The sequence below is a fragment of the Serratia sp. CY27727 genome (assembly GCF_052169275.1).
GTDB lineage: Bacteria > Pseudomonadota > Gammaproteobacteria > Enterobacterales > Enterobacteriaceae > Serratia > Serratia sarumanii.
Genome location: NZ_JBJNLB010000007.1, coordinates 178,695 through 202,596, shown reverse-complemented (window position 1 = coordinate 202,596; position 23,902 = coordinate 178,695). Strand labels below are relative to the sequence as shown.

The following is a 23,902-nucleotide window of genomic DNA, read 5'->3' as shown; positions in this document are numbered from 1 at the left end:
CATGCCATTAATGGAGAGTAAAGTGAGTCATATCAGCAAGATAAGCAGGTCTCGGCAGCGAGGGTTTACGCTGCTGGAAATCATGGTGGTGATCGTCATTCTGGGGCTGTTGGCCAGCCTGACCATTCCAAGCCTGATGGGAAACAAGGAGAAGGCCGATCGGCAAAAGGCCGCCAGCGATATCGTGGCGCTGGAGAACGCGCTGGATATGTACAAGCTGGATAACGGGCGTTATCCCAGCGCGGAGCAGGGGCTGGCGGCGCTGGTGACCCGGCCGGTGCTGGCGCCGATCCCGAGGAATTATCCCGAAGACGGCTATATTCGCCGGTTGCCGCAAGATCCCTGGGGGCAGGAGTACCGTTTGCGCAACCCGGGGCGCCACGGCAAGCTGGACGTGTTTTCTCTGGGGCCGGACGGCGTTGCCGACACCGATGACGACATCGGCAACTGGGTGGCCGACGCCGACGCGCCATGAGGCGCATACGCGGCTTTACGCTGCTGGAGATCATGCTGGTATTGCTGTTGCTGGGAGTGACCAGCGGCCTGGTGATGCTGAGTTTTCCTGCTGATGAGAAGCCGCTGGCGCGGCAGGGGGAGCGGCTGAACCATTGGCTGTATGCCCTCGCCGAGCGGGCCGAACGTGAAGGGGTGAGTTATGGCGTGGCGTTCGCCAGCGGCGGTTGGCGCAGCGTCGCCGCCGAAGAGGGGCGGGATGAATACGTTTTGCCGGAGGGCATCGCGCTGCGGCTGAGCGTTGAAGGGCAAACCGTCACGCTTGACGACGCGGCGGCGCAGATGCCGCAGGTGTGGCTGTATCCGGGGGGCGAAACCACGGCGTTCAGCGTGGTGTTGTCGCAGGGCAAGTGCCAGTGGCGATTGCAGGCACCCGGTTACTTCGTATTTGAAACGACGGATATTCGTTGCGATGACGCGGAAAATTAAACGCCAGCGGGGTATGACGCTGCTGGAGGTAATGGTGGCCTTGATGATCTTCGCCATCGGCTGCCTGGCGCTGATCAACAGCACCGGCGGCCAGGTGCGTAGCCTGAGCGCGATCGAAGCCAAGACCGTCGCGCTGTGGGTGGCGGACAACCAGTTGACGCTGCTGCAGCTCGACCCGTATCCGCCGACGCTGGCCTGGCATTCGGGCACTGCGGCGATGGCCGGTGAAACCTGGCACTGGCGCTATCGCGGGCAGGAGACCAGCGACGCCGGAATGCGGGCGATCGCGATTGAAGTCCGGCGCGATCCGCAGGATCGCAACGCGCTGGTGGAGATGCTGGCCTACAGGGCACTGCCATGAAACGCGGTTCGCAATGCGGTTTTACGCTGGTGGAAATGCTGCTGGCCATCGCCTTGTTCGCCATGCTGTCGCTCACCGCGCTGGCGGTCTTTAGGGGCGTGCTGAAAAGCGATGAAATCACCCGGCGCAAATCGACGCAGCTGACCCAGCTGCAACGGGCGCTGGCGATCGTCGAACGCGATTTCACTCATGCGCAGGCGCGGGCGCCGATTGGCGATAAGCGCTTGCCGGCGGTGCCGGAGTTCGCGGTGCGGCAGACGGTGGGCGAGGACGCGGATATACAGCTGCTGCTGATCCGAAACGGCTGGCCGAATCCACACGCTCGGCTGCCGCGCGCCACGCTGGAGCGGGTGGAGTATCGCTACCGGCAGGGGCGGCTCGAGCGTCTCAGCTATCCGAGTTTGGGCAGCCCGCAGGCGGCGGCGCGCAGCGTGCTGCTGCTGCCGGAGGTGACGCGGTTCCGCCTGCGCTTTTACCTGCAGGGCGAATGGTTGACGGCCTGGCGCGCCGGCGGGCTGCTGCCGCAGGCGGTGGAAATCGTCGTCGAAACCCCCGCGCTGGGGGAGGTGCGCCGCATCGTCACGGTGCCCGCCGCGAGGCCATCATGAAAAAACAACGCGGTATGGCGCTGTTGATGGTGCTGCTGCTGATGTCGCTGATGGCGATCGTGGCGATCAATATCAACGATAACTGGCAGCGTTCGCTGGCGCGCACCCAGTCTCAACAGGATCGGCTGAAGGCCAAATGGCTGCTGCTGGGCGGGGAGATCTACGCCCAACAGCGATTGCGGCAGGCGGGAGAGAAGCGCAAGGCCTGGGGGGCATCAGGAGCGGCGTTCAGTATGCGTACCGAAGAGGGGGAGGTGACGATACGCCTGCGCCGCGTCGATGCCTGTTTCAACCTAAACGCCCTGATCCGCGCCGCCGGCCCAACGGAGGCCGGGAATAGCGAGGGGGTTCCCCCCAATAAGGAGAGGCGGATATTCATGCTGTTACTGAACAACCTGGGGATCGCCGACGCGCAGGCGGGCGCGATTGCCGAGGCCATCGTCGCCAGGGGCAATGACGAGGGGTATCTGATGGGGAATGTCAGCGAACTGCGGGAGCTGGCCAGCATCGATCGTGAGCTTTACCTGCGCCTGGCACCGCAGCTTTGTGCGGCGCCGGATGCCGAACTGCGCATCAACCCGGATGCCGTGAGCGAGGCGCAATTACCGCTGCTGCGGGCGATGCTGATGAACGCCCTGAGCGATGAACGGCTGCGGGCGCTGCTGGCGGCCCGTCCGCCGCAGGGCTGGCAGACGCTGGCGTTTTTGTCGCAGGAAAAAGCGCTGCAAGACTTGGGTGACGACGATCTCGGCGAGCGATTGACGTTCGACGATAGCCGCTGGATTGCGCAGCTGCAGCTGACGCTGAACGACGGGCGCTATCGGCTCGTCAGCGCGTTGCAACCGGGCCAGTCAGGCGTCACGGTCAGCGGACGCCTGTTCGACAGAGGGGAGGGGTAAAGGGTGGCGAATACAATCCTGCTTATCGCGCTGAGCGAGGACTTGATGGCCGATGTGCGCTGGGGCCGCGTCGGCGAGACGAGTTGCCGTTTCGCCGCCCACCTCGATCTGACCGAAGGCGGCGGCGAGTTGGCGGCCATGGCACAGGGCAGCCGCGTCGTGGTGTTGGTGCCTGCCCGTCATGTGGCGCTGAGGCAAACGACATTCCAGGGCAAGGCCCGGCAGGCGACGCCGCTGGCGCTGGCCTACGCCCATGAGGCCGGGTTATTGGCCGATGCCGAGCAGATGCACTGGGCGGTGCTGGACAAGGCGCAGCGCGATTTCACCCTCGCCGGCGTCGCGCTGACGCAGATGCAGGAATGGGTCGAGCGCCTGAGCGCCAGCGGCATTCGCGCCGATAAAATGCTGCCCGACGTGCTGGCATTGCCGCTGCCCGGCCAATGCAGCGCGCTGCATTGGCGCAACCACTGGTTGATCCGAACGGGAAACGGGCAGGGAATGCAGCTGCCCGACGCCTGGCTGGGCTGCGCTTCACTGCCGACGCCGGACTGGTGTCTGCACCGCGGCGGGGAGGTTCCGGCGGGCTGGGAAGCGGCGCGCATTGACGAGGATCCGCTCTGGCGACTGGCGGAAGAGGCCTGGAACAGTACATTCACGCTGCTGCAGGGACGTTTCAAACCGAGCGTACGCTGGCCGCGCCGCCTGCCCGACAAGACCGCCTGCGCGCTGCTGTTGCTCAGCGGTTCGCTGCTGGTGGGCGGTTTGCACCACCAACAGATGGCCCGGCAGAGCGAGAGCCAGATTGCGGCGCTCTCACGGCACCTGCTGCCGGGCCAGGCCGCGTCGGCGTTTGCCGAGCAGGCGGCGAAAGCGCGGGTGCGGCGTATGCAGGATGCCCTGAATGCGCCGCAGCTGTTCAGGCTGTTGCCCTACGCGGCCGGGGCGCTCGCGTTATGGGCGCCCCCGCAGCTGCAGGCGCTGGCTTTCGACGCCGCCGACGATCGTCTGGTGGTGACGGTGAACAGAAACGACGTGCCGCTGCCGGCGCCGGTTAACGACGGCGAGGTCAGCATGGCGTTCAGCGAGGGCGGTGCGTCCAACCAGGCGATCCTGACGGTGAGAGGTGAGCGATGAATATCGGGTGGCGCGATAAGGCGTTGCGGCGGGCGGTGCTGTTAAGCCTGTTGCTGCTGGCAGCCTGCGGCTACTGCCTGTATCAGTTTTCACAGGCGCAGAAAAGCGCACAGCGCCTGGCCGCGCTGCAGGGGCAGGCACGCGTCATCCAGCAACTGCAGGCGCGCTTGCCGCTGGATGCCGCTGCGCGCGAGCAACTGCCGGAGCGGCTGCGGCAGAGCGCGCAGGCGTTCCGCATCCCCATCGTCGCCCTGACGGAAAGTGATGCGCAGATGCAGGTGGGGCTGCCGCCCGTGCCGTTTGAAAGCCTGCTGTCGTGGCTGGCCGCCCTGCAGCGTGAGCATGGCATCCGCGTGCTGGCGCTCGCCGTGGAGCGCGCGGAGCAGGCGCCGGGCGTAGTGCAGGTCAACCTGCTGCGGGTAACGACGCAGCCGTCGATGTAACCCACGCTAACGAATCATCAGGAATCAAAAAAATCATGCTATTTGCCCTAAACGCGGCGGCGGATGAACACTGGCTGTTATTTAGCGCCGTGTTGAGTCTGTGCGTCGGCAGTTTTATTAACGTAGTCGTTTATCGGCTGCCCATTATGCTTGAGCGCGAAATGGAAACGGCGCAGGCCGAGCGGTTCGATCTCTTTTGGCCGCATTCATTCTGTCCGTCATGCACAAAAAAATTATCGGCGTTCGATAATATTCCTTTATTAAGTTGGCTGCTGTTGCGTGGCCGCTGTCGTTATTGCCGCCGTCCTATTGCCGTGCGTTATCCACTGCTGGAATTATTTCTGATGCTGATGGGGATAACGCTGGCCTGGCGGCTCGGCATCGGGGTGGATTGGTTTTTCATGCTGGTGTTGGTTGCGCTGTTGCTGGCGTTGGCGGCGATCGACAACCAATGTCAGCTGCTGCCGGATTGCCTGACGCTATCGCTGCTGTGGATCGGCTTACTGTGGCATTGTCTGGCGCACCCGGCCTTTTTGCCGGCGGCGGTCATTGGCGCGATGGCGGGCTATCTGGCGCTCTGGCTATTGTATTGGGGATTTCGTTTGGCGACCGGCCGCGAGGGGCTGGGATACGGCGATTTCAAACTGTTGGCGGCGCTTGGCGCCTGGGGCGGCTATGCCGCTTTGCCGTCGATCCTGCTGTTCGCCTCCGCCGGCAGCCTGCTGTGGCTGTTGCTGCGCGCGTGGCGCGGCGGCGATGCGGCCCAACCCCTGCCCTTCGGGCCGGGGCTGGCGACGGCGGGCGCCGGCGCGGTGGCCTGTCAGTGGCTTGCGCTGCCGATAGGGGGCTAACGCAGCTGGGCTAAAAAAGGCGCCAGCGAGCGGTTGAGTCCACGGCACTTTTCCTGCAGCGGCGTGGCGTCGGCCTCCAGCTGCGCGGCGACGTGTTTACCCGCCGCAAGCAGTTGGGCGCGATTGAGCGCCGGCGTCCAATCTTTTTCCTTCGCTTCCTGCAGCGCCGCCGCCGCGAGCTTATCGCCGGCCGGAATATCGGCGCGGTTGCACCTGTCTCTTAGAAATTGACCGGCGCCGACCAGCGACGACAGCTGGTCGCGTTGGGTAGCGGCGTCAGGAGCCGATTTGGCGGCGTGCTGGCAGCCGGATAACAGCAGGGATGCCACGATCGCTGCGGCAATATTTTTCAATGTCACGTTATTTTCTCTGCGGTGTTGGTTCGGTGTATTTATTTTCTTGCTCGGTGCTACGGTATTTCACGCTTTCCGGATTATTTTAAACGTTTGTCATGCCATTTAATATCATGACGATATTAGGTTTTATTATTTTAATGCATTCTAAGTGCCGGGCGTTCAGGGCTTCTACTTATTATTCCTCTCGCGGTATCGCCGCATCTCTTTGAGTTTCTTCTCACTCAGTTGGAATCCAATAAATTTAACTGGAGTCGTAATGAAATTATCCAAAATCGCCCTGATGATGGCAACGCTCGCGGCCTCCTCGGCCGCCTGGTCGCACGGTTATATCGAAGTGCCCGAGAGCCGCGCCTACAAGTGCAAGCTGGGCAGCAACACCGACTGCGGCCGGGCGCAGTGGGAACCGCAGAGCGTCGAGCAGGTTTCCGGCTTCCCTGGCGGCGCGACGCCGCTCGACGGCCAGCTGGCCAGCGGCGGGGTGAACGGCTTCGAGTCGTTGGATCGCCAGGGCGTCAACGTCTGGGCGTTGAATACCATGAAGCCGGGGCCACAGACGTTCACCTGGTACCACACCGCCAAGCACAAAACCAATAACTGGCGTTACTACATCACCAAACAAGACTGGGACGTGAACAAGCCGCTGTCGCGCGAGGCCTTCGAAAAAGAGCCGTTCTGCGAGATTGATGGCCATGCCAAGCCGCCAAAAGATCGCGAAGTGCACCAGTGCGTGGTGCCGGAGAGAACCGGCTATCAGGTGATTTACGGCGTGTGGGAAATCAATGACACGGTAAACAGTTTCTATCAGGTGGTTGACGTTAACTTCGAAGACGACGGCGTCGTGTCGGAATGGCGCAAGCAGCTGCAAGGTTCCCTCACCGGTAAAAACCTGCAGGTTGGCGACAAGGTGATCGCCCGCTTCTTCGATGCGGACGGTGAAGTGCTGACGATGAAAACCGAACTGGCGATCGACAGTGAGACGCTGACCGACAAAAACCGCTGGGGTCACGCGCTGGCCAGCAAGATCAACACCGAACAGAAAGCGGTGCGTGCCGGGGTGAAAGACGGCAAAGGCAACGTCAATCCGGTGTTTGGCAATAACGCGGTCTACGCCAAGCAGGGCAGCACGATGAAGAGCGTGGTGATTTCCTATGAGGAAGAAACGCCGGCTATCACCGAAGAGATCCGCATCGGCAACCTGTCCAGCACCAAAATCAAGGACGGCAAAGCTCAGCTGACCTTCAATGCCGAGGTCAAAGGCAAACTGACGGTTGAAGCGCGCGTTTACGACCACGGCCAGACGGAGAAAGGCTATGTGAAAGCGACGCTGGAAGACGCCAGCCAGCCGCTGACTATGGCGCTGAGCAACGTCAGCGAAGGCCACCACATGCTGAAAGTGATCGCCAGCAACGACAACGGGCAGAGCATTCAACCAGATATCGAAAACTTCAACCTGGAGGCGGAATCCACCGGCGGTGGCGGTGGCGGCGGCAACGGCGACTATAACTTCGTCTTCCCGAACGCGCTGAGTAAATACACTGCCGGCACCACGGTGCTGCAACCGAAAGACGGCAAGGTATATCAGTGCAAACCTTTCCCTTACAGCGGTTACTGCATGCAGTGGAACAGCGGCGCGACTCACTTTGAGCCGGGCGTGGGTTCCAACTGGCAGGATGCCTGGGTCGTGAAAAAGTAAGTGTAAATCGGATAGCCAAGCGGCCAGCGATGGCCGCTTTTAAAGGAGTTTTATGTCACACGAACCTGCCCGTTACGATCTTTTCAGTCGGTTACTGCATTGGGGCATTGCCGCCGTGATGATCTACGTAATGATCGTTGGTTATTCACTGCATTTTATGACGGATGCACGCATCTTCGCCTTTTTCTCCGTGACCAATATGTCGCTGGCCTTGGTGCTGACACCGCTGATGGCGGCGCGCTTTATCTGGCGTTTTTTCCGGCCTAAGGTGCCCTATGGCGATATGCTGCAAGGGCACGAGAAGGGATTGGTGCATTTGCTGCACGAAATATTCTACCTGCTGATTTTCGTGGTGCTGCTCAGTGGATTCCTTATGCTGGAGCACGGCTTTGCCGTTTTCGGCGCGATCGACTTCCCTCGCCCGATAACAAATCTCGACGTTAACCGCTTCTTTTTCGCCGTGCACCGTTATTCGTGCATCGCGCTGTCGGCCATGATCGTGCTGCACATAGCGGCGGTGATTAAACACCACTGCTTCGCCGGGCAGGCGATTTTGCGCCGCATGCTCTGATTTTACGGGGCGATCACGCCGCCCGGCGAGGCAGTGCGGCGGCGTGGCCGCGAAGGTAATAGGGAAGAGCGACGGCATGACCGTGACGCGTGTGGCCGATAAGCAGGGAGTGCGAGAGACAGCACGCGTTAATCGCGTTAAGGCGTAATACCCCGGACAGGAACAGAGAATTGTTTCTATTTATTATTAACGATAAAAATGAACGTAATTAACATTTCATTGTCAATAGGAAAAATACGTATTCAGTTTGAACATTGAAGCCGATAAAAGCATCGGCTCAACGCGTTGGGGGATGATTATCTGACATATTTCCAAACGGAGGTGGGGATTTTGTCATACAGTTTGTTCATGGTGAGCTCCGCCAGACGGTGATCGGCCGCTGAGTAAAACAGCTCCAGTTCATCATCGGAAAGCTCGTACTTATTTTTCTCAATAACACGTTCGAGAGTATCAATCGTGGTGCATTTACGTAAACGCATCAGATAGTCGGTTTTAGTCATGGTGGCCTTTAGTTTAATAACCGTAAAATAGCTCGGGAATAATTATCCCCTAAGTTTTCATTGTCGTACAGATGTCCTCTCCTGAGAACATTCTGAATAATCTCGCCTTGGTTTTTTGCCAGCGGCGCAGGTCGGAATCATTGATACCGTAGCTGCTGAACAGCGTATAGGTATCGTCGAGATATTCTTCGACTAACTCCGACAGGTCTGATTCGTCCATGTATTTAATTTTATAACTCATCACAAACGAAGCGATATGTTCGATCAACTCATTAAGCTGCAGGTTGACGGATGACGTCGGATCGTTGACCCACCCATGGTGACTGTCTCCCAGGGTAGCGATACCTTCATCATACAAATTTTCGCACAAGAATTTGAGCTGAGCAATGTCGTGTCGCTTAGGCGAATACTCATCCATATCATCCCCTCCGTAAGTCTTAATTGCGGTGTGATAACACTATGTGAGTAAGCTGATTTACATCATGGACGGAGGCAGCTTAACGGTGGTTAAATAAACTTCCCGTAAAATGAATATAAATCATTTTTTCGCGTTTGGCCTGCAGTTATTACGTAAACTTACAATTCATCCGCAGTTGATGGCCGAGAGTTATCAATGATGTCGAAGATTAAACCCCGCTCCGTCACTCGGAACCGTACGCTGTCGTTGATGATATCTTCGCTGTTGATATCCAGACAGGCATTAAAAATGCCCCACTTATAGCGATAACTCATTGAATAATCGCCGTCACCTTGTCGTACTATATCAAGTATTTCTAATGAATCTTCGGCATAGCGTGCGCTTTCAGAATAAAAACTGAGTCCGCTGGTCAGCGCCGGCACTAACTCCGCTATATTGTCATTAATCACTTTCTTTAATTTTTTAACAGAAAGTGCGTTGACGTCCAGGTTACAGGCAAGGGTAACAAGCATTAATCTCGGCCAACAGCAATGTTATCTGCTTATCTTACTCCTTTTTCACTCACGCCGGTAAATTTTTCGATTTACCGCTGTTCTTTACCTTATGCCAACATTTCAACCGAATGGGAATATCCCTGGATTTGATAAGGAGGCTGCGGGGGGAAGCGCCGCTGCGCGAGGGACTGTTACGTTCCGTTGCATTATTGTCGCGCCATATCTTGAGATGTGGTAGTTGGTGTGATGTTATATTATAACTATTAACCCATCATTTTGGTCACCACATTGACTCCCTCTTCACAACATGACGCCGCGCCGTCACTGAATTCGTTGTTTACCACCTCCGCCGCCGCGCGCTGTGCGGGGGCCGTTGCGCTGCTGGCCCTGCTGTGGCTCGGCATCTTCTGGGCGGTATCGCTGCCATGATCTCCTTGCGCCAACTGGCGATAGGCTATGGCGTCACGCCGCTTTTCCCGCCGCTGAGCGGGCAGTTCAGCGCCGGTTCGTTAACCGCGGTGGTGGGCGTCAACGGGGCCGGGAAATCGACGTTGCTGAAAACGCTCGCCGGATTGTTGCCGCCGCTGGGCGGCAGTCTGAGTTTTAGCGGCGGCAAGCCACCGCGCAGGGCTTATCTACCGCAGCAGGCCGAGCTGGATCGGCAATTCCCGATCGCGGTAAGCGATCTGGTGGCGATGGGCTGTTGGCCGCAAAGCGGCATGTTCGGCGGCATGAACAGGCGCGCGGCAAGCCAGGTCAATGAGGCGCTGGCGAACGTTGGCATGAGCGCGCTGGCGCGCAGCCCGGTGGGCGAACTGTCCGGCGGCCAGCTGCAGCGGGTGCTGTTTGCGCGCCTGCTGGTTCAACCGGCGCCGCTGATTTTGCTGGATGAACCTTTCACCGGCATCGATAGCGCCACCACGGCGATCCTGCTGCAGGCGATCGCGCAACTGCACCGGCAGGGGAAAACGGTGATCGCCGTGCTGCATGATATGTCGATGGTCGCCGAGCATTTTCCACAGGTGCTGTTGCTGACGCCGCAGGCTTGCCACTGGGGCGCGGCCGAGCGGGTATTGGAACAGGTGCCGAAGTATCACGCCGCCGAACGGCAGCCGGATCTGCGGGCGGTGGCGCCATGATGCTGTGGCATGGGCTTATCGATCCTTTCCTCTCTTTCGGTTTTATGCGCCGCGCGCTCATGGCGTGCCTGGCGTTGTCGCTCAGCGCCGCCCCGCTGGGCGTGTTTTTGCTGCTGCGCCGCATGAGCCTGGTGGGGGATGCCTTGTCCCACGCGGTGTTGCCGGGCGCGGCGATCGGCTATCTGATCTCTGGTATGTCGCTGGTGGCGATGGGGGTGGGCGGCTTTATCGCCGGGCTGGCGGTGGCGATGCTGTCCGGCCTGGTGAGCCGCCGCACGCCGCTGAAAGAGGACGCCAGCTTCGCCGGGTTCTATCTGGGCTCACTGGCGCTGGGGGTCACGCTGGTCTCGCTGCGCGGCTCCAGCGTGGATCTGCTGCACGTGCTGTTCGGTTCGATCCTGGCGGTGGATGCGCAGGCGATGCTGATGGTCGGAGCGATCGCCTCGGTTTCGCTGCTGGCGCTGGCGGCGCTGTACCGTGCATTGGTGATCGAGTCCTTCGACGTCACGTTCCTGCGCGTCAATGCGCCGCGCCGGTTGGCGCTGATCCACGGCCTGTTTCTGGCGCTGGTGGTGGTCAATCTGGTGGCGGGATTCCAGATCCTCGGCACCCTGATGTCGGTGGGGCTGATGATGCTGCCCGCCGCCAGCGCGCGCTTCTGGGCGCGCAATCTGCCGCAGACGCTGGCGACGGCGATGGGCATCGGCGCGCTTTCCAGCCTGATTGGGTTGGTGTGGTCCTATTACGCTTCGCTGCCCGCCGGCCCGGCGATCGTGCTCAGCGCCAGCGTCATCTTTTTCGTCTCGATCCTGTTTGGAACGCGCGGAGGCATTTACGCCTTCGCGCGCCGTTGAGAAGTGCCATTTGCAAGGAGAAAGTATGAAACGTTTACCTATATCGCTGGCGGTCGCTGCGCTGCTGGCCAGCCCATTGGCGATGGCGAAGACCGTCGACGCCGTCGCCAGCTTTTCCATTCTGGGGGATATCGTCAAACAGGTGGGGGGCGATCATGTCAAGGTCAGCACGCTGGTGGGGCCGGATGGCGATCCGCACAGTTTCGAGCCTTCGCCGCAGGACGGCAAAAAGTTGGCTCAGGCTGATGTGGTATTCGTCAGCGGACTGGGGCTGGAAGGGTGGATCGATCGCCTGGTCAGCGCTTCGGGTTATAAAGGGCAGGTGATCACCGCTTCACAGGGCATCAGCACCCGCCAGATGGAGGAGGACGGCAAAGCGATTACCGATCCTCACGCCTGGAACAGCATGAAAAACGGCGTGCAGTACGCCACCAACGTGATGAACGCCCTGATTGCCGCCGATCCCGAGGATGCCAACTATTTTCGCCAGCGCGGGGCCGAATACATTCAGCAACTGCAAAAGCTGGACCTGTGGGCCAAAACCCAGTTCGCCGCAGTGCCGCCACAGAAACGTAAAGTGCTGACCAGCCATGATGCTTTTGGTTACTTTGGGCAAGAGTATGGCGTCACTTTCCTTGCCCCGGTCGGATTTTCCACCGAGGCCGAAGCCAGCGCCAGCGACGTGGCCGGCCTGATCAAGCAGATCAAACAGGAAAAGGTCAACGCTTACTTTATCGAGAATCAGACCGATCCGCGGTTGGTGAAACAGATTGCCGCCGCCACCGGCGCCAAGGCGGGCGGCGAGCTGTACCCTGAAGCGCTCTCCCGTACGGGCGGCCCGGCGGCCACCTATGAACAGGCGTTCAAACACAATGTCGACGCGCTGCTGAGTAGCATGAAGTAACCTCTGCCCCCGCCTGCCGGCGGGGGACAGCTTGCAGGCACTTTCTCGCCATAAAAAAAGCCCCGTTGAGCAGCAACGGGGCTTTGCGACAGATGACACTGGGGAGTTAACGCTTTTTCTTACGTCCCTGTACCGCTTTGAATCGCGGATTGCTTTTACAGATCACATAGATGCGGCCACGACGACGCACGACTTTGCAATCCGGGTGGCGATTTTTCGCCGAACGCAATGAACTCAATACCTGCATGGGATTTCCTTGTTACTTATTGCCGATAAAGCGGCCAAAGCGCTGCTGGAAGCGCGCCGTGCTGCCTTCTTTGGAATAGTCTTTCTGCTTGCCGGTGTAGTACGGATGCGAAGCGGAAGAGACGTCGAGGGTGACATACGGCCAGCTTTCGCCGTCCAGCTCGATGGTGCGATCGGTTTTGATGGTCGATCCCACTTTAAAGTAGGCGTTGGCGCTGACGTCGTGGAAGACCACGGTGCGGTAATCGGGATGGATGCCGGGTTTCATAATGGCTCTCTCGTGTAATGTTATACTATAACAATAATTATGCGCCGACCCGGCGTCGCGATCAAGCGTAAATTGCGCCCACGAGTGAATTAATGAGAACGGTTTGCATTAAGTAACTGAAGCAAAAGAAAAAGGCCGCATGCGCGGCCTTTTCGATTATCGGGTGAATGTCACATCACTGAGCGATCAGTGGTGCTCTACCGGATGGCTGTGTTCCAGGTCTTCGTTCTTCTTGCTGAAGCGGCGGCGAACCACCACGAAGAACACCGGCACGAAGAAGATCGCCAAGACGGTGGCGGTGATCATCCCGCCCATTACGCCGGTACCTACCGCGTTCTGTGCGCCGGAGCCAGCACCGCTGCTGATAACCAGCGGCAGAACCCCGAGGATGAAGGCCAGAGACGTCATCAGGATTGGACGCAGACGCATACGCACCGCTTCCAACGTCGCTTCGATCAGGCCTTTGCCTTCTTTCTCCATCAGATCCTTGGCGAATTCCACGATCAGGATGGCGTTCTTCGCCGATAGACCGATGGTGGTCAGCAGCCCCACCTGGAAGTACACGTCGTTGTTCATGCCGCGCATCGTCGCGGCCAGCAACGCACCGATAACCCCCAGCGGCAATACCAGCATGACCGAGAACGGCACGGACCAGCTTTCATACAGCGCCGCCAGACACAGGAACACCACCAGAATCGAGATGGCGTACAGCGCCGGCGCCTGGTTGCCCGACAGACGTTCCTGATAGGACATGCCGGTCCAGTCGTAACCGATGCCGCTTGGCAGTTTGGACGCCAACTGTTCCATCAGGTTCATCGCTTCACCGGTACTCTTGCCCGGTGCGGCCTGGCCCAGAATTTCCATCGACGGCAAGCCGTTATAGCGTTCCAGGCGCGGTGAGCCGTATTCCCATTTCGCCGAAGAGAAGGCGGAGAATGGCACCATCTGGCCGCTCGTGCCGCGCACGTACCACTTGTTGATGTCTTCCGGCAGCATACGGAACGGCGCGTCGGCCTGTACGTATACCTTCTTCACACGACCGCGGTCGATGAAGTCGTTGACGTACGAGCCGCCCAGCGCGGTGCTCAGCGTGCTGTTGATGGTGGTGATGCTGACGCCCAGCGCCTTGGCTTTCTCCTGATCGACGATCAGTTTGAACTGCGGCGTATCTTCCAGGCCGTTCGGGCGCACGCCCACCAGCACGTCCGGATGTTGAGCAACCATGCCCAACAGCTGGTTACGCGCTTCGGTCAGTTTCTCGTGCCCCAGGCCGCCCTGGTCAATCAGCTCGAAGTCGAAGCCGGTTGCGGTACCGAGTTCGATGATCGCCGGCAGGTTGAACGGGAATACCAGGCCTTCTTTAATCTGCGAGAATGCGCCCATGGCGCGACCCGCGATCGCTTCGACCTTGTTCTCGCTCCCTGGACGCTCGCCCCAGTCTTTCAGGCTGACGAATGCCAGGCCGTTGTTCTGGCCGTTACCGTTGAAGCCGAAGCCCGCGACGGTAAACACCGAAACCACGTTGTCCTTTTCCTTGTTCAGGAAGTAGTCGGAGACTTCTTCCAGCACTTTGTTGGTGCGGGACTCGGTGGCGCCGGCAGGCAGCTGCACCATGGTCAACAGGATGCCCTGATCTTCGTCCGGCAGGAACGAGGAAGGCAGGCGCAGGAACAGCAGGCCCATGCCAACCACGATCAGCAGGTAGATGATCAGATAGCGGCCGGTGCTGCGCAGGATGTTGCCCACGCTGTCGGTATAGTGATGCGTGCTTTTCTCGAACATGCGGTTAAACCAGCCGAAGAAGCCTGTTTTAACCCCGTGATCGCCTTTCGGGATCGGTTTGAGCATGGTGGCGCACAGCGCCGGCGTCAGGATCAAGGCCACCAGCACCGACAGCGCCATCGCGGACACGATGGTGATCGAGAACTGGCGATAGATGGCGCCGGTTGAACCGCCGAAGAACGCCATCGGCACGAATACCGCCGACAGCACCATGGCGATACCCACCAGCGCGCCCTGAATCTGGCCCATCGATTTACGGGTAGCTTCTTTCGGCGGCAGCCCCTCTTCGGCCATGACGCGCTCGACGTTTTCCACCACCACGATGGCGTCATCCACCAGCAGGCCGATCGCCAACACCATGCCGAACATCGTCAGGGTGTTTATCGAGAAGCCGAACGCCGCGAGTATCGCAAAGGTCCCCAGCAGCACCACCGGCACCGCGATGGTTGGGATCAGCGTCGCGCGGAAGTTCTGCAGGAACAAATACATCACCAGGAATACCAGGATGATGGCTTCGATCAGCGTTTTCACCACTTCGTTGATGGAGATCTTAACGAACGGGGTGGTGTCGTACGGATAAACCACTTTCATCCCTTGCGGGAAGAATGGCGTCATCTTGGCCAGCTCGTCTTTCACACCTTTGGCGGTGTTCAAGGCGTTGGCGCCGGTTGCCAGTTTGATACCCAGACCGGCGGCAGGCTTACCGTTATAGCGAGCGGTAACGGCATAGCTTTCCGCGCCGCGCTCGATGTGAGCGACGTCGCGCAGGCGTACCTGGGAACCGTCGGTATTCACCTTCAGCAGGATCTTGCCGAACTCTTCCGGCGAAGTCAGACGGGTCTGCGCGATGATCGAGGCGTTCAACTGCTGCCCCGGCACCGGCGGCAGGCCGCCCAGCTGGCCTGCGGCGATCTGGTTGTTCTGCTCGGTGATGGCGGAGGTCACGTCCGTGGTCGTCAGCTGGTAGTTGTTCAGCTTGTTCGGATCCAGCCAGATACGCATCGCGTACTGGGCACCGAACAGCTGCACTTCACCCACGCCGGACGAACGGCTGATCGGATCCTTGATGTTGGACGCCACGTAGTCCGCGATATCGTCCTGAGTCATGTTCGGATCGTCGGAAACGAAGCCGGCCACCATCAGGAAGCTGCTGCTGGATTTTTCTACTTTCAGGCCCTGTTGCTGAACTTCTTGCGGCAGCAACGGGGTGGCCAACGACAGTTTGTTCTGGACCTGAACCTGCGCGATGTCAGGATCGGTGCCGGATTCAAACGTCAGGGTAATGGTGACGCTACCAGAGGAATCACTGGTGGAGGACATGTACATCAGGTTATCGATACCGTTCATGTTCTGTTCGATAATCTGCGTGACGGTATCCTGCACCGTTTTGGCATCTGCGCCCGGGTAGTTGGCGGAAATACTCACCGCCGGCGGTGCAATAGTGGGATACTGCGCGATCGGCAGTTTCATTATTGCAAGCACCCCCGCCAACATGACGATGATGGCGATTACCCAGGCGAAAATTGGGCGGTCTATAAAGAACTTAGCCATGTATTACAGGCTCCTTTTTATGACTTCTGCGCTTCAGACTGCGGCTGTTTTTGCGCCTGAGTGTCAACTTCCTGCACTTTTACCTGCGCGCCCGGATGCACTTTCATCAGGCCGGAGACGATCACGCGATCGCCGGCTTTCAGGCCATCGGTAACCAGCCATTTGTCGCCAATCGCCTGGTCCGCCTTCAGCGTGCGCAGCTCAACTTTGTCGTCTGCCCCTACCACCAACGCCGTCGCTTCGCCGCGCGGGTTACGGGTGACGCCTTGCTGAGGCACCAGCAGCGCATCGCTGCGCACGCCTTCGTCCAGACGGGCGCGCACGAACATGCCCGGCAGCAGCGTATCGTTCGGGTTAGGGAACAGGGCGCGAATGGTGATGGAGCCGGTGGTCTCGTCGACGGTGACGTCGGAGAATTCCAGCGTGCCTTCCTGTGCGTATTCGGTGCCGTTTTCCAGCAGCAGTTTCACTTTAGCCTTGCCGTTTTCCTGCTTCAGCGCGCCGCTGGCCAACTCTTGCTTCAGGCGCAGGAAGTCGGTGCTCGACTGGGTGACGTCGACATACATCGGATCCAGCTGCTGCACGGTGGACAGGGCGGTCGCCTGGCCGTTGCTGACCAGCGCGCCTTCGGTCACGGCGGACTTGCCGATGCGGCCGGAGATCGGGGAGGTCACCTTGGTGTACGCCAGGTTGATGCGCGCGGTTTCCACGGCGGCCTTGGCGGCCACCACGGCGGCATCCGCCTGCTGCAGGGTGGAGACGGCGTTGTCGTAGTCCTGCTTGCTGATGTAGCTGGTACCCAGCAATGGCTTGTAGCGGTTTACCGTCACGCGTGCGATGGAAGCGCTGGCCTGTGCTTTGGCCAAATCGCCTTTCGCGCTGTCGTAGCTGGCTTGATAGGTGGCGGGATCGATTTGGTACAGAGACGTCCCGGCCTTGATATCGCTGCCTTCAACGAAGTTGCGCTTCAGGATGATGCCGCTGACCTGAGGGCGAACTTCGGCGATACGATACGCAGCGGTGCGGCCAGGAAGATCGGTAGTGATGTTGAGAGGCTCGGCCTTCAAGGTGACTACGCCCACTTCAGGCGCCTGTTGTTGGGCGCCTTGCTGTTGGGTTTCTTTATCGTTACATCCTGTTAGCACTAAGCTGCCTGAAAGCATCAGAACGGCCGCCAGAGGCGTTAACCCTCTGTTTTTGTTCATAGAAAAACCTCAAGTGTCCGATTTCAAAATGATCAATGGATCACAAGCTTTAAAACCCATTGCTGCGTTAATTATATGTGCGTGCTATGGTACATACATTCGCGAATGTATGTAAATCACACTCCCCCTAAATAACAATGCCATGGCACGAAAAACCAAACAGCAGGCGCAAGAAACCCGACAGCAAATCCTTGATGCTGCGGTGAGAGAGTTCTCTGAACGTGGCGTTGCTGCAACGTCACTGACAGATATTGCCACCGCTGCCGGGGTTACGCGTGGAGCCATTTACTGGCACTTCAAGAATAAGGTAGACCTGTTTAATGAAGTTTGGGAATCTACCGAGCCGAAAATTGACCAGCTCGAAACAGAGTATCAGGCAAAGTTTCCCGATAATCCACTGCGGGTTATCCGAGAAATTCTGATTTACATTCTGACGTCTACGGTTGAAGACGGCCGTAGGCGGGCGTTGATGGAAATTATATTCCACAAATGCGAGTTTGTCGGTGAAATGATGCCGCTGCTGGATTCGCGCAAGGTGCTGTACCTCGCCGGCTACGAACGCATTGAAGCGGTGCTGTATAACTGCATTCACCACGGGCAATTACCCGCCGATTTACATACCCGCCGCGCGGCGATCATCCTGCGCGGTTATATCACCGGCCTGATGGAAAACTGGCTGTTTATGCCGGAAAGTTTCGATCTGCGGGCCGAAGCCGAAGCGCTGGTGGACGCGTTTTTGGAAATGCTGCAGTTTTGCCCCACCTTGCGCCTCAAACCCGACGCGGCGACGTCTGACGCCGACCGCCTTCCTTTATAAGGAGAGATTTCATGTCATCCATCGTTCTCATCGCCAATGGCGCCGCCTATGGCCATGAATCCTTGTTCAATGCGCTGCGGTTGGCCATCGCCATGAAAGAGCAGCAGAGCAGTCTCGACCTGCGGCTGTTTCTGATGTCCGATGCGGTGGTGGCCGGGCTGGCGGGGCAGCAGCCGCACGAGGGATACCACCTGCAGCAGATGCTGGAGATCCTCACCGCGCAGCAGGTGCCGGTCAAGCTGTGCAAGACCTGTGCCGACGCGCGCGGCGTCAGCCGCTTGCCGCTGGCGGACGGCGTGGCGATCGGTACGTTGGTCGAGCTGGCGCAGTGGACGCTGGCGGCGGAAAAAGTGCTGACTTTCTGATTCCGCTGCAACGGGTCATCAGCTGCAACGCTTTTGTTGTTCGTTGCCCGCCGGCGGCCGTGACACTCTTCAGGCTTCTTAACCGATCCGAAGCTAAATCATTCAGCGCTGATTGATTCTGCCTTCTCTGGCGCCGCTCACGTTTGTCGGCGCATCGCCGCCGCGACACGCTTTTTTTTCCTTATTATTTGCGCGCTCAGCTCGCCGGACGAAGGCGGCCAGACGGCGGGCTGATGAGCGTTGAAAGACGAAAGGGACAGCGGCGCTGTCCCTGATCACTGTCCGGCAGGCAGATAGGGAGAGGTGACGCCGGCGCGCTGCAGTTTTTCCTGATAATCCCGTTTGACGATATCCAGCGCCGCCAGCGCGGTGGCCGGATCGATCTCGTTGCATTCCAGCAGGTAAATCAAGTCTACCGCCAGCTGCAGTTCGGGTGAGGCGTTTTCCAGAGACATAGCACCTGCGCTTAATTAATGGAATGAATAACTCGTGTACCGGCAGAGTATAGTGAACCCGGCGCGCAACCGGGAATAATCATTAAAATATTGTGATAAATCTTCAAAAACCGTTTTCTTTGCGCTCGATATTGCGCTCGATGCGCGCCAGCGCTTGGCGGCAGCGCATCAGGCGCCCCTCCAGCGCCGCCAGCTCGTGCTGCAGCTTTTGCTGTGCCGCCAGCGTGGTCTGGCGGCCGAGCAGGCTTTCCCGATCCTGAATCATGGCGATCAGCCGGCGTTCGTAGTCCTGATGCTCGGCCAGCTTGTGGTACAGATCGGCCTCGGGGGCTTCTTTCGGCTGGTTCTTGCGCCGCAGCGCCTGGGTGGCCAGCTCGCGCTGCAGGGCGGCGATCTGAGCCACCAGTTTTTCGGCCAGAAAGGCCACCTGGCTGGTGCGGCTGTCGTTGGCGGCGCTTTGCAGCTGGGCGAAATTCTTCTCCACCTCGGCCAGGTAGTCGCGCAGCCGCGTGCCGCGGTTGGCGAACAGGGCGGCGTCGAAGCGCGCCTGCGGGATCGGAACGTCGCCGCGCGGGGTCACTTCGGCCGCCAGCGCCGCGATCTGCTGTGCCAACACCTGTAATAGACGCTGAGTGCTCACATAAGCTCCCTCTTGATTTCAACAGGCGTAAGCTTGCCCGCGATCCTGCCGTGAAACAAGCGCCGTACGCATATTCCGCCGGCGCGGCGCCGATGCTACAGTAGGCGGCAACCGATTGAGGAGCGAAGAGCCGCATGACGCGTGGGTTATTGATCATTTTGGGCTGGCTGGCGGTGGTGCTGGCGACGTTGGGCGTGGTGCTGCCGCTGTTGCCGACCACGCCGTTTCTGCTGTTGGCCGCCTGGTGTTTCGCCCGCTCTTCGCCGCGCTTTCATCACTGGCTGCTGCACCGCTCCTGGTTCGGCCCCTACCTGCGCCACTGGCAACAGCATCGCGCGCTGCCGCCGGGAGCGAAGTGGAAGGCGGTGCTGGTGATCGTGCTCACCTTCGCCTGTTCGCTGTGGCTGGTGAAAATCTGGTGGGTGCGCGGGCTGTTGCTGCTGATGCTGGCCATTTTGCTGACCTTTATGCTGCGCCTGCCGGTTATTGACCTGCCGCAACAAAAACAGCGCTGATTGTCCCTTAAACTCCCCAATAGCTTTCAAGCCGCAGCTAGACGACAAACGCAGGCATCCCCGGGAGCTTACTTAGGTAAGTGACCGGGGGGAATGCGTGCAGTCAACAACGCTGCGGGTTGAAAGATGCAGGGGAGAGTTGCATTTGTCCGCCAGTTTGCATAGATTTGGGCGTTTTCGTGCGCGGATCGCCTGCCATTTCATCTCCGGTGTGTTTCACCCGGCGGCGGCGGGTGAGCGGCGCGCCGGTTTTCAGGCAGTTTTATCAGGCAACAATTATGACCGCTACTGCGCAGCAGCTTCAGTTTATTAAAGACAGTATCAAAACCATCCCGGATTATCCGAAGCCGGGCATCCTGTTCCGCGACGTGACCAGCCTGCTGGAAAACCCGTTGGCCTACGCCGCCAGCATCGAGCTGCTGGTTGAGCGCTATCGCGAAGCGGGCGTGACCAAGGTGGTGGGTACCGAAGCGCGTGGTTTCCTGTTCGGCGCGCCCGTCGCGCTGGCGTTGGGCGTCGGTTTCGTGCCGGTGCGCAAACCGGGCAAACTGCCGCGCGCCACGCTCAGCGAAAGCTATGAGCTGGAGTACGGCACCGACAAGCTGGAGATCCACACCGACGCCATCACCGCGGGTGACAAAGTGCTGGTGGTGGACGATCTGCTGGCGACCGGCGGCACCATCGAAGCGACCACCAAACTGATCCGCCGCCTGGGCGGTGAAGTGAACGACGCCGCATTCATCATCAACCTGCCGGATCTGGGCGGGGAAGCGCGTCTGAACAAGCTGGGCATCGACTGCTACTGCCTGGTGGACTTCGCCGGCCATTGATGCGGCATCGCCCCTTGGGCACAACGGCCTCGCGGATCGCCGCGGGGCTGTGTTAGCATGACCCTCCAGATTCCTCGACTTCTCCGGTATTAATGAGCTATCAGGTTCTCGCCCGTAAGTGGCGCCCTCAAACGTTCGCAGACGTGGTCGGCCAGGAACATGTCCTGACCGCGCTGGCCAACGGCCTCTCGCTGGGGCGGATCCATCACGCCTATCTGTTCTCGGGCACGCGCGGCGTGGGGAAAACCACCATCGCGCGCCTGCTGGCCAAAGGCCTGAACTGTGAAACCGGCATCACCGCCACGCCGTGCGGCCAATGCGACAACTGCCGCGAGATCGAGCAGGGGCGCTTCGTCGATCTGATCGAGATCGACGCCGCTTCCCGAACCAAGGTGGAAGATACCCGCGATCTGCTGGACAACGTTCAGTACGCGCCGGCGCGCGGCCGCTTCAAGGTCTACCTGATCGATGAAGTGCACATGCTCTCGCGCCACAGCTTCAACGCGTTGCTCAAGACGCTGGAAGAGCCGCCGCCGCACGTCAAATTCCTGTTGGCCACCACCGATCCGCAAAAGCTTCCGGTGACCATTCTCTCGCGCTGTCTGCAATTCCACCTCAAGGCGCTGGACGTCGATCAGATCCGCCAGCAGCTGGAAACGGTGCTGACGGCGGAGCAGATCACCAGCGACGCCCGCGCGCTGCAGCTGCTGGCGCGCGCCGCCGACGGCAGCATGCGCGATGCGCTGAGCCTGACCGATCAGGCGATCGCCATGGGGCAGGGGCAGGTGACCGCCGCCACCGTCAGCCAGATGCTCGGCACGCTCGATGATGAACAGCCGCTGGCGATCCTCGAAGCGCTGGTCAGCGCCGACGGCGAAAAGGTGATGGCGCAGGTCGCACAGGCCGCTTCGCGCGGCGTGGACTGGGAAAACCTGCTGGTGGAGACGCTGGCGCTGCTGCACCGCATTGCGATGGTGCAGCTGCTGCCTTCGATGCTCGACAATCAGTACGCCGCCGTGGAACAACGGCTGCGCGAGCTGGCGCGCACCCTGCCGCCGGCCGATGTGCAACTTTACTACCAGACGCTGTTGGTCGGCCGCAAAGAGCTGGCCTATGCGCCGGATCGCCGCATGGGGGTTGAGATGACCCTGCTGCGCGCGCTGGCGTTTCACCCGAAAGCGGTGATCCCGGAGCCGGTGGCGTTGGTGCAGACCGCGCCGGCGCCGATGGCGCAGCCGCAGGCCGCCGCATCGCAACAGCCGCCGCAGTTTCAGGACGCGCCGCCGCCGCTAGGGCAGCCGGCCGCGCCGTCGCGGCAATCATCGACCCCATTACCGGATGCCACCGCCCAGCTGTTGAAAGCGCGGTCCCAGCTGCAGCGGCAGCAGGGAGCATCCACACCAAAAAAGAATGAGCCGGCGGCGCCAGGAATAGCGCGGCCGGCAAACTCGGCGCTGGGGCGTTTGGCTTCCGTGACCGAGCGTAGCCAGCAGCGTCTGGCGGAGAAGAAGGTGCCGGAAAAACCGGCCAAGCCGGAAGCCTATCGCTGGCGCGCGCAGACCGAGCCGGAAGCGGCGCCGGAACCGCTGGCGACGCCGAAAGCGTTGCGCACGGCGTTGGAGCACGAGAAAACGCCGGAGCTGGCCGCCAAGCTGGTGGTGGAGTCGCTGGAGCGCGACGCCTGGGCGGCGGAAATCGACAGGCTGAAGATCCCGAAACTGGTGCAGCAGCTGGCGTTGAACGCCTTCAAGCAGCAGCCGGAAGCGGGCAAGATTTGCCTCCATCTGCGGTCTTCGCAGCGTCATCTGAATTCGCCTTCGGCGCAGAAGACGCTGGCCGAAGCGCTCGGCGAGCTGTACGGCAGCCCGATCGAGCTGACCGTGATAGAGGACGATAATCCGGCGGAGCGCACCCCGCTGGAGTGGCGACAAGCCATCTATGAAGAAAAGCTGGCGCAGGCGCGCCAGTCCATCGTTGCGGATACCCATATTCAGACGCTGTGCCGGTTCTTCGACGCGGATCTGGATGAAGAGAGTATCCGCCCCCTTTAAACGCCGCGCGAGGTGCGCGGCCCTAGCGACGAGAGACGACTATGTTTGGTAAAGGCGGTCTGGGCAACCTGATGAAGCAAGCCCAGCAAATGCAAGAAAAAATGCAGCAGATGCAGGAAGAAGTCGCCAAATTGGAAGTGACCGGCGAGTCTGGCGCGGGCCTGGTGAAGGTCACCATCAACGGTGCGCACAACTGCCGCCGCGTGGAGATCGATCCTAGCCTGATGGAAGACGACAAAGAGATGCTGGAAGATCTGATCGCCGCCGCGTTCAACGACGCCGCGCGCCGCATCGAAGAGACCCAGAAAGAGAAGATGGCCTCCGTCTCCAGCGGCATGCAGTTGCCGCCTGGCTTCAAGATGCCGTTCTGATGCAAACCAGCCCGCTCCTTGAATCCCTGATGGAGGCGCTGCGCTGCCTGCCGGGCGTCGGCCCGAAATCGGCGCAGCGCATGGCGTTTCAGCTGCTGCAGCGCGATCGCAGCGGCGGCATGCGCCTGGCGCAGGCGTTGACGCGCGCGATGTCGGAAATCGGCCACTGCGCCGACTGCCGCACCTTCACCGAGCAGGACGTCTGCACCATCTGCGCCAATCCGCGCCGTCAGCAAAACGGCCAGATTTGCGTGGTGGAAAGCCCGGCGGATATCCACGCCATCGAGCAGACCGGCCAGTTCGCCGGGCGCTACTTTGTGCTGATGGGGCATCTGTCGCCGCTGGACGGCATCGGGCCGGGCGATATCGGTCTGGATCGCCTGGAGCAACGGCTGGAAAAGGAAAGCATCACCGAAGTGATCCTCGCCACCAACCCGACGGTGGAAGGGGAAGCGACCGCCAACTACATCGCCGAGATGTGCGGCCAGTATGGCGTGCTCGCCAGCCGCATCGCCCACGGCGTGCCGGTGGGCGGCGAGCTGGAGATGGTCGACGGCACCACGCTGTCGCATTCGCTGGCCGGGCGTCACGCCATCAAGTTCTGATGTTTTCCCGGATGGGGCCGTTCGGCCCCGTCAT

The 23,902-nt window shown here is 60.0% G+C and carries 30 protein-coding genes and 1 other annotated feature; of the genes, 20 read left to right on the top strand and 10 right to left on the bottom strand.

Annotated elements, in window-relative coordinates:
* The first annotated feature begins 10 nt into the window (after nt 1-10).
* Genes gspG through ACJ8HB_RS17860 form a run of 8 tightly spaced genes read left to right on the top strand, consistent with a single transcriptional unit; the run spans nt 11 to nt 5,238 of the window.
* A complete protein-coding gene (gene gspG, locus ACJ8HB_RS17895) occupies nt 11-475 on the top strand; it encodes a type II secretion system major pseudopilin GspG (protein ID WP_052133457.1) in 465 nt (154 codons plus the stop codon).
* Nucleotides 472-942 carry a prepilin-type N-terminal cleavage/methylation domain-containing protein gene (locus ACJ8HB_RS17890; protein WP_047569001.1) on the top strand — a complete coding sequence of 157 codons (471 nt, stop codon included), beginning with the start codon at nt 472-474 and terminating at the stop codon, nt 940-942. Before gspG ends, ACJ8HB_RS17890 begins: the two co-directional genes overlap by 4 nt.
* Nucleotides 926-1,303, top strand: a complete 378-nt coding sequence (gspI, locus tag ACJ8HB_RS17885) for a type II secretion system minor pseudopilin GspI (protein ID WP_223307169.1) — start codon at nt 926-928, stop codon at nt 1,301-1,303. Before ACJ8HB_RS17890 ends, gspI begins: the two co-directional genes overlap by 17 nt.
* Nucleotides 1,300-1,911, top strand: a complete 612-nt coding sequence (gene gspJ / locus ACJ8HB_RS17880; protein WP_033647282.1) for a type II secretion system minor pseudopilin GspJ — start codon at nt 1,300-1,302, stop codon at nt 1,909-1,911. Before gspI ends, gspJ begins: the two co-directional genes overlap by 4 nt.
* Nucleotides 1,908-2,810, top strand: a complete 903-nt coding sequence (gene gspK, locus ACJ8HB_RS17875; RefSeq protein WP_047568999.1) for a type II secretion system minor pseudopilin GspK — start codon at nt 1,908-1,910, stop codon at nt 2,808-2,810. Before gspJ ends, gspK begins: the two co-directional genes overlap by 4 nt.
* 3 nt (nt 2,811-2,813) lie before the next feature.
* Nucleotides 2,814-3,944 (top strand): type II secretion system protein GspL, encoded by a 1,131-nt coding sequence (gene gspL, locus ACJ8HB_RS17870; protein ID WP_047568996.1) that lies wholly within the window; start codon nt 2,814-2,816, stop codon nt 3,942-3,944.
* Nucleotides 3,941-4,387 (top strand): type II secretion system protein GspM, encoded by a 447-nt coding sequence (gene gspM, locus ACJ8HB_RS17865; protein ID WP_047568994.1) that lies wholly within the window; start codon nt 3,941-3,943, stop codon nt 4,385-4,387. Before gspL ends, gspM begins: the two co-directional genes overlap by 4 nt.
* Before the next feature lie 35 nt (nt 4,388-4,422).
* A complete protein-coding gene (locus ACJ8HB_RS17860) occupies nt 4,423-5,238 on the top strand; it encodes a prepilin peptidase (protein ID WP_052133456.1) in 816 nt (271 codons plus the stop codon).
* Here ACJ8HB_RS17860 and gspS read toward each other — a convergent pair.
* Complete coding sequence (gene gspS, locus ACJ8HB_RS17855; RefSeq protein WP_033653248.1) at nt 5,235-5,597, bottom strand: type II secretion system pilot lipoprotein GspS; 363 nt, start codon at nt 5,595-5,597, stop codon at nt 5,235-5,237. The genes ACJ8HB_RS17860 and gspS overlap by 4 nt on opposite strands.
* A gap of 253 nt (nt 5,598-5,850) precedes the next feature.
* On the opposite strand from gspS, the gene gbpA reads away from it, so the two are divergent.
* Together gbpA and ACJ8HB_RS17845 are read left to right on the top strand one after the other, a co-directional pair.
* Nucleotides 5,851-7,287 carry an N-acetylglucosamine-binding protein GbpA gene (gene gbpA / locus ACJ8HB_RS17850; RefSeq protein ID WP_047568993.1) on the top strand — a complete coding sequence of 479 codons (1,437 nt, stop codon included), beginning with the start codon at nt 5,851-5,853 and terminating at the stop codon, nt 7,285-7,287.
* Between the two features lie 52 nt (nt 7,288-7,339).
* The gene (locus tag ACJ8HB_RS17845) at nt 7,340-7,858 is read left to right on the top strand and encodes a cytochrome b (protein WP_047568991.1); all 519 of its coding nucleotides are present in this window, start codon (nt 7,340-7,342) and stop codon (nt 7,856-7,858) included.
* A 296-nt stretch (nt 7,859-8,154) separates the two neighbouring features.
* On the opposite strand, the gene ACJ8HB_RS17840 is transcribed toward ACJ8HB_RS17845, so the two are convergent.
* From ACJ8HB_RS17840 to ACJ8HB_RS17830, 3 genes are all read right to left on the bottom strand, one after another.
* On the bottom strand, nt 8,155-8,358 hold the full coding sequence (locus ACJ8HB_RS17840; RefSeq protein WP_004940313.1) for an HHA domain-containing protein: 204 nt from the start codon (nt 8,356-8,358) through the stop codon (nt 8,155-8,157).
* A 49-nt stretch (nt 8,359-8,407) separates the two neighbouring features.
* Nucleotides 8,408-8,776 carry an Hha toxicity modulator TomB gene (tomB, locus tag ACJ8HB_RS17835; RefSeq protein WP_004940312.1) on the bottom strand — a complete coding sequence of 123 codons (369 nt, stop codon included), beginning with the start codon at nt 8,774-8,776 and terminating at the stop codon, nt 8,408-8,410.
* Between the two features lie 158 nt (nt 8,777-8,934).
* Nucleotides 8,935-9,288 (bottom strand): hypothetical protein, encoded by a 354-nt coding sequence (locus ACJ8HB_RS17830; RefSeq protein ID WP_033653245.1) that lies wholly within the window; start codon nt 9,286-9,288, stop codon nt 8,935-8,937.
* 407 nt (nt 9,289-9,695) lie between these two features.
* On the opposite strand from ACJ8HB_RS17830, the gene ACJ8HB_RS17825 reads away from it, so the two are divergent.
* From ACJ8HB_RS17825 to ACJ8HB_RS17815, 3 genes are read left to right on the top strand one after another with little or no spacing between them, the layout of a single operon-like run.
* The gene (locus ACJ8HB_RS17825; protein ID WP_047568987.1) at nt 9,696-10,409 is read left to right on the top strand and encodes a metal ABC transporter ATP-binding protein; all 714 of its coding nucleotides are present in this window, start codon (nt 9,696-9,698) and stop codon (nt 10,407-10,409) included.
* The gene (locus ACJ8HB_RS17820) at nt 10,406-11,263 is read left to right on the top strand and encodes a metal ABC transporter permease (protein ID WP_033637343.1); all 858 of its coding nucleotides are present in this window, start codon (nt 10,406-10,408) and stop codon (nt 11,261-11,263) included. The genes ACJ8HB_RS17825 and ACJ8HB_RS17820 overlap by 4 nt, the downstream gene beginning before the upstream one ends.
* Before the next feature lie 25 nt (nt 11,264-11,288).
* On the top strand, nt 11,289-12,167 hold the full coding sequence (locus tag ACJ8HB_RS17815; RefSeq protein WP_041033680.1) for a metal ABC transporter substrate-binding protein: 879 nt from the start codon (nt 11,289-11,291) through the stop codon (nt 12,165-12,167).
* Between the two features lie 106 nt (nt 12,168-12,273).
* Here ACJ8HB_RS17815 and ykgO read toward each other — a convergent pair whose 3' ends face one another.
* The 4 genes from ykgO to sdeX form a co-directional block, all read right to left on the bottom strand.
* Nucleotides 12,274-12,414: a type B 50S ribosomal protein L36 gene (ykgO, locus tag ACJ8HB_RS17810; RefSeq protein WP_004940304.1), complete on the bottom strand. Its 141-nt coding sequence runs from the start codon at nt 12,412-12,414 to the stop codon at nt 12,274-12,276.
* A gap of 12 nt (nt 12,415-12,426) precedes the next feature.
* A complete protein-coding gene (locus ACJ8HB_RS17805) occupies nt 12,427-12,681 on the bottom strand; it encodes a type B 50S ribosomal protein L31 (protein WP_004940303.1) in 255 nt (84 codons plus the stop codon).
* Between the two features lie 186 nt (nt 12,682-12,867).
* Nucleotides 12,868-16,014 (bottom strand): multidrug efflux RND transporter permease subunit SdeY, encoded by a 3,147-nt coding sequence (gene sdeY / locus ACJ8HB_RS17800; protein WP_033637346.1) that lies wholly within the window; start codon nt 16,012-16,014, stop codon nt 12,868-12,870.
* A 17-nt stretch (nt 16,015-16,031) separates the two neighbouring features.
* Nucleotides 16,032-17,219, bottom strand: a complete 1,188-nt coding sequence (gene sdeX / locus ACJ8HB_RS17795; protein ID WP_033637347.1) for a multidrug efflux RND transporter periplasmic adaptor subunit SdeX — start codon at nt 17,217-17,219, stop codon at nt 16,032-16,034.
* 142 nt (nt 17,220-17,361) lie between these two features.
* Between sdeX and acrR the strand changes: the two genes are divergently transcribed.
* Together acrR and ACJ8HB_RS17785 are read left to right on the top strand one after the other, a co-directional pair.
* Nucleotides 17,362-18,036 (top strand): multidrug efflux transporter transcriptional repressor AcrR, encoded by a 675-nt coding sequence (gene acrR / locus ACJ8HB_RS17790; protein ID WP_033637348.1) that lies wholly within the window; start codon nt 17,362-17,364, stop codon nt 18,034-18,036.
* A gap of 11 nt (nt 18,037-18,047) precedes the next feature.
* Complete coding sequence (locus tag ACJ8HB_RS17785) at nt 18,048-18,401, top strand: DsrE/DsrF/TusD sulfur relay family protein (protein WP_033647269.1); 354 nt, start codon at nt 18,048-18,050, stop codon at nt 18,399-18,401.
* A gap of 275 nt (nt 18,402-18,676) precedes the next feature.
* Here the strand turns inward: ACJ8HB_RS17785 and rsmS are convergent, their stop codons facing one another.
* Together rsmS and priC are read right to left on the bottom strand one after the other, a co-directional pair.
* A complete protein-coding gene (gene rsmS / locus ACJ8HB_RS17780; protein WP_016928837.1) occupies nt 18,677-18,856 on the bottom strand; it encodes a pleiotropic regulatory protein RsmS in 180 nt (59 codons plus the stop codon).
* A gap of 103 nt (nt 18,857-18,959) precedes the next feature.
* Entirely contained in the window at nt 18,960-19,496 is a 537-nt protein-coding gene (priC, locus tag ACJ8HB_RS17775; protein WP_033653242.1) for a primosomal replication protein PriC, read from the bottom strand.
* Nucleotides 19,497-19,630: 134 nt separating this feature from the next.
* Between priC and ACJ8HB_RS17770 the strand changes: the two genes are divergently transcribed.
* The 5 genes from ACJ8HB_RS17770 to recR all read left to right on the top strand — a co-directional run bounded on the left by ACJ8HB_RS17770 (nt 19,631) and on the right by recR (nt 23,868).
* Nucleotides 19,631-20,011, top strand: coding sequence for a DUF454 family protein (locus ACJ8HB_RS17770; protein ID WP_004940275.1), 381 nt, complete (start codon nt 19,631-19,633; stop codon nt 20,009-20,011).
* Between the two features lie 278 nt (nt 20,012-20,289).
* On the top strand, nt 20,290-20,841 hold the full coding sequence (apt, locus tag ACJ8HB_RS17765; RefSeq protein WP_015376864.1) for an adenine phosphoribosyltransferase: 552 nt from the start codon (nt 20,290-20,292) through the stop codon (nt 20,839-20,841).
* Between the two features lie 92 nt (nt 20,842-20,933).
* The gene (dnaX, locus tag ACJ8HB_RS17760) at nt 20,934-22,892 is read left to right on the top strand and encodes a DNA polymerase III subunit gamma/tau (RefSeq protein WP_047568984.1); all 1,959 of its coding nucleotides are present in this window, start codon (nt 20,934-20,936) and stop codon (nt 22,890-22,892) included.
* Nucleotides 22,225-22,289: a sequence feature (DnaX frameshifting element), on the top strand. It overlaps the preceding gene by 65 nt.
* Before the next feature lie 41 nt (nt 22,893-22,933).
* A complete protein-coding gene (locus tag ACJ8HB_RS17755) occupies nt 22,934-23,263 on the top strand; it encodes a YbaB/EbfC family nucleoid-associated protein (protein ID WP_004940264.1) in 330 nt (109 codons plus the stop codon).
* Complete coding sequence (gene recR, locus ACJ8HB_RS17750) at nt 23,263-23,868, top strand: recombination mediator RecR (RefSeq protein ID WP_004940263.1); 606 nt, start codon at nt 23,263-23,265, stop codon at nt 23,866-23,868. The genes ACJ8HB_RS17755 and recR overlap by 1 nt, the downstream gene beginning before the upstream one ends.
* The last annotated feature ends 34 nt before the right edge of the window (nt 23,869-23,902 follow it).

Excerpts from the sequence above, each read along its gene's own strand:
- ACJ8HB_RS17755 (WP_004940264.1), top strand. The coding sequence starts at position 22,934 with ATGTTTGGTAAAGGCGGTCTGGGCAACCTGATGAAGCAAGCCCAGCAA.
- recR (WP_004940263.1), top strand. The coding sequence starts at position 23,263 with ATGCAAACCAGCCCGCTCCTTGAATCCCTGATGGAGGCGCTGCGCTGC.
- tomB (WP_004940312.1), bottom strand. The coding sequence starts at position 8,776 with ATGGATGAGTATTCGCCTAAGCGACACGACATTGCTCAGCTCAAATTC.
- dnaX (WP_047568984.1), top strand. The coding sequence starts at position 20,934 with ATGAGCTATCAGGTTCTCGCCCGTAAGTGGCGCCCTCAAACGTTCGCA.
- gspK (WP_047568999.1), top strand. The coding sequence starts at position 1,908 with ATGAAAAAACAACGCGGTATGGCGCTGTTGATGGTGCTGCTGCTGATG.
- gspI (WP_223307169.1), top strand. The coding sequence starts at position 926 with ATGACGCGGAAAATTAAACGCCAGCGGGGTATGACGCTGCTGGAGGTA.
- acrR (WP_033637348.1), top strand. The coding sequence starts at position 17,362 with ATGGCACGAAAAACCAAACAGCAGGCGCAAGAAACCCGACAGCAAATC.
- ACJ8HB_RS17785 (WP_033647269.1), top strand. The coding sequence starts at position 18,048 with ATGTCATCCATCGTTCTCATCGCCAATGGCGCCGCCTATGGCCATGAA.
- ACJ8HB_RS17830 (WP_033653245.1), bottom strand. The coding sequence starts at position 9,288 with ATGCTTGTTACCCTTGCCTGTAACCTGGACGTCAACGCACTTTCTGTT.
- ACJ8HB_RS17805 (WP_004940303.1), bottom strand. The coding sequence starts at position 12,681 with ATGAAACCCGGCATCCATCCCGATTACCGCACCGTGGTCTTCCACGAC.
- ACJ8HB_RS17845 (WP_047568991.1), top strand. The coding sequence starts at position 7,340 with ATGTCACACGAACCTGCCCGTTACGATCTTTTCAGTCGGTTACTGCAT.
- rsmS (WP_016928837.1), bottom strand. The coding sequence starts at position 18,856 with ATGTCTCTGGAAAACGCCTCACCCGAACTGCAGCTGGCGGTAGACTTG.
- sdeX (WP_033637347.1), bottom strand. The coding sequence starts at position 17,219 with ATGAACAAAAACAGAGGGTTAACGCCTCTGGCGGCCGTTCTGATGCTT.
- ACJ8HB_RS17770 (WP_004940275.1), top strand. The coding sequence starts at position 19,631 with ATGACGCGTGGGTTATTGATCATTTTGGGCTGGCTGGCGGTGGTGCTG.
- ACJ8HB_RS17840 (WP_004940313.1), bottom strand. The coding sequence starts at position 8,358 with ATGACTAAAACCGACTATCTGATGCGTTTACGTAAATGCACCACGATT.
- sdeY (WP_033637346.1), bottom strand. The coding sequence starts at position 16,014 with ATGGCTAAGTTCTTTATAGACCGCCCAATTTTCGCCTGGGTAATCGCC.
- gspG (WP_052133457.1), top strand. The coding sequence starts at position 11 with ATGGAGAGTAAAGTGAGTCATATCAGCAAGATAAGCAGGTCTCGGCAG.
- ACJ8HB_RS17820 (WP_033637343.1), top strand. The coding sequence starts at position 10,406 with ATGATGCTGTGGCATGGGCTTATCGATCCTTTCCTCTCTTTCGGTTTT.
- ACJ8HB_RS17825 (WP_047568987.1), top strand. The coding sequence starts at position 9,696 with ATGATCTCCTTGCGCCAACTGGCGATAGGCTATGGCGTCACGCCGCTT.
- ykgO (WP_004940304.1), bottom strand. The coding sequence starts at position 12,414 with ATGCAGGTATTGAGTTCATTGCGTTCGGCGAAAAATCGCCACCCGGAT.
- apt (WP_015376864.1), top strand. The coding sequence starts at position 20,290 with ATGACCGCTACTGCGCAGCAGCTTCAGTTTATTAAAGACAGTATCAAA.
- ACJ8HB_RS17815 (WP_041033680.1), top strand. The coding sequence starts at position 11,289 with ATGAAACGTTTACCTATATCGCTGGCGGTCGCTGCGCTGCTGGCCAGC.
- ACJ8HB_RS17890 (WP_047569001.1), top strand. The coding sequence starts at position 472 with ATGAGGCGCATACGCGGCTTTACGCTGCTGGAGATCATGCTGGTATTG.
- ACJ8HB_RS17860 (WP_052133456.1), top strand. The coding sequence starts at position 4,423 with ATGCTATTTGCCCTAAACGCGGCGGCGGATGAACACTGGCTGTTATTT.
- gbpA (WP_047568993.1), top strand. The coding sequence starts at position 5,851 with ATGAAATTATCCAAAATCGCCCTGATGATGGCAACGCTCGCGGCCTCC.
- gspM (WP_047568994.1), top strand. The coding sequence starts at position 3,941 with ATGAATATCGGGTGGCGCGATAAGGCGTTGCGGCGGGCGGTGCTGTTA.
- gspJ (WP_033647282.1), top strand. The coding sequence starts at position 1,300 with ATGAAACGCGGTTCGCAATGCGGTTTTACGCTGGTGGAAATGCTGCTG.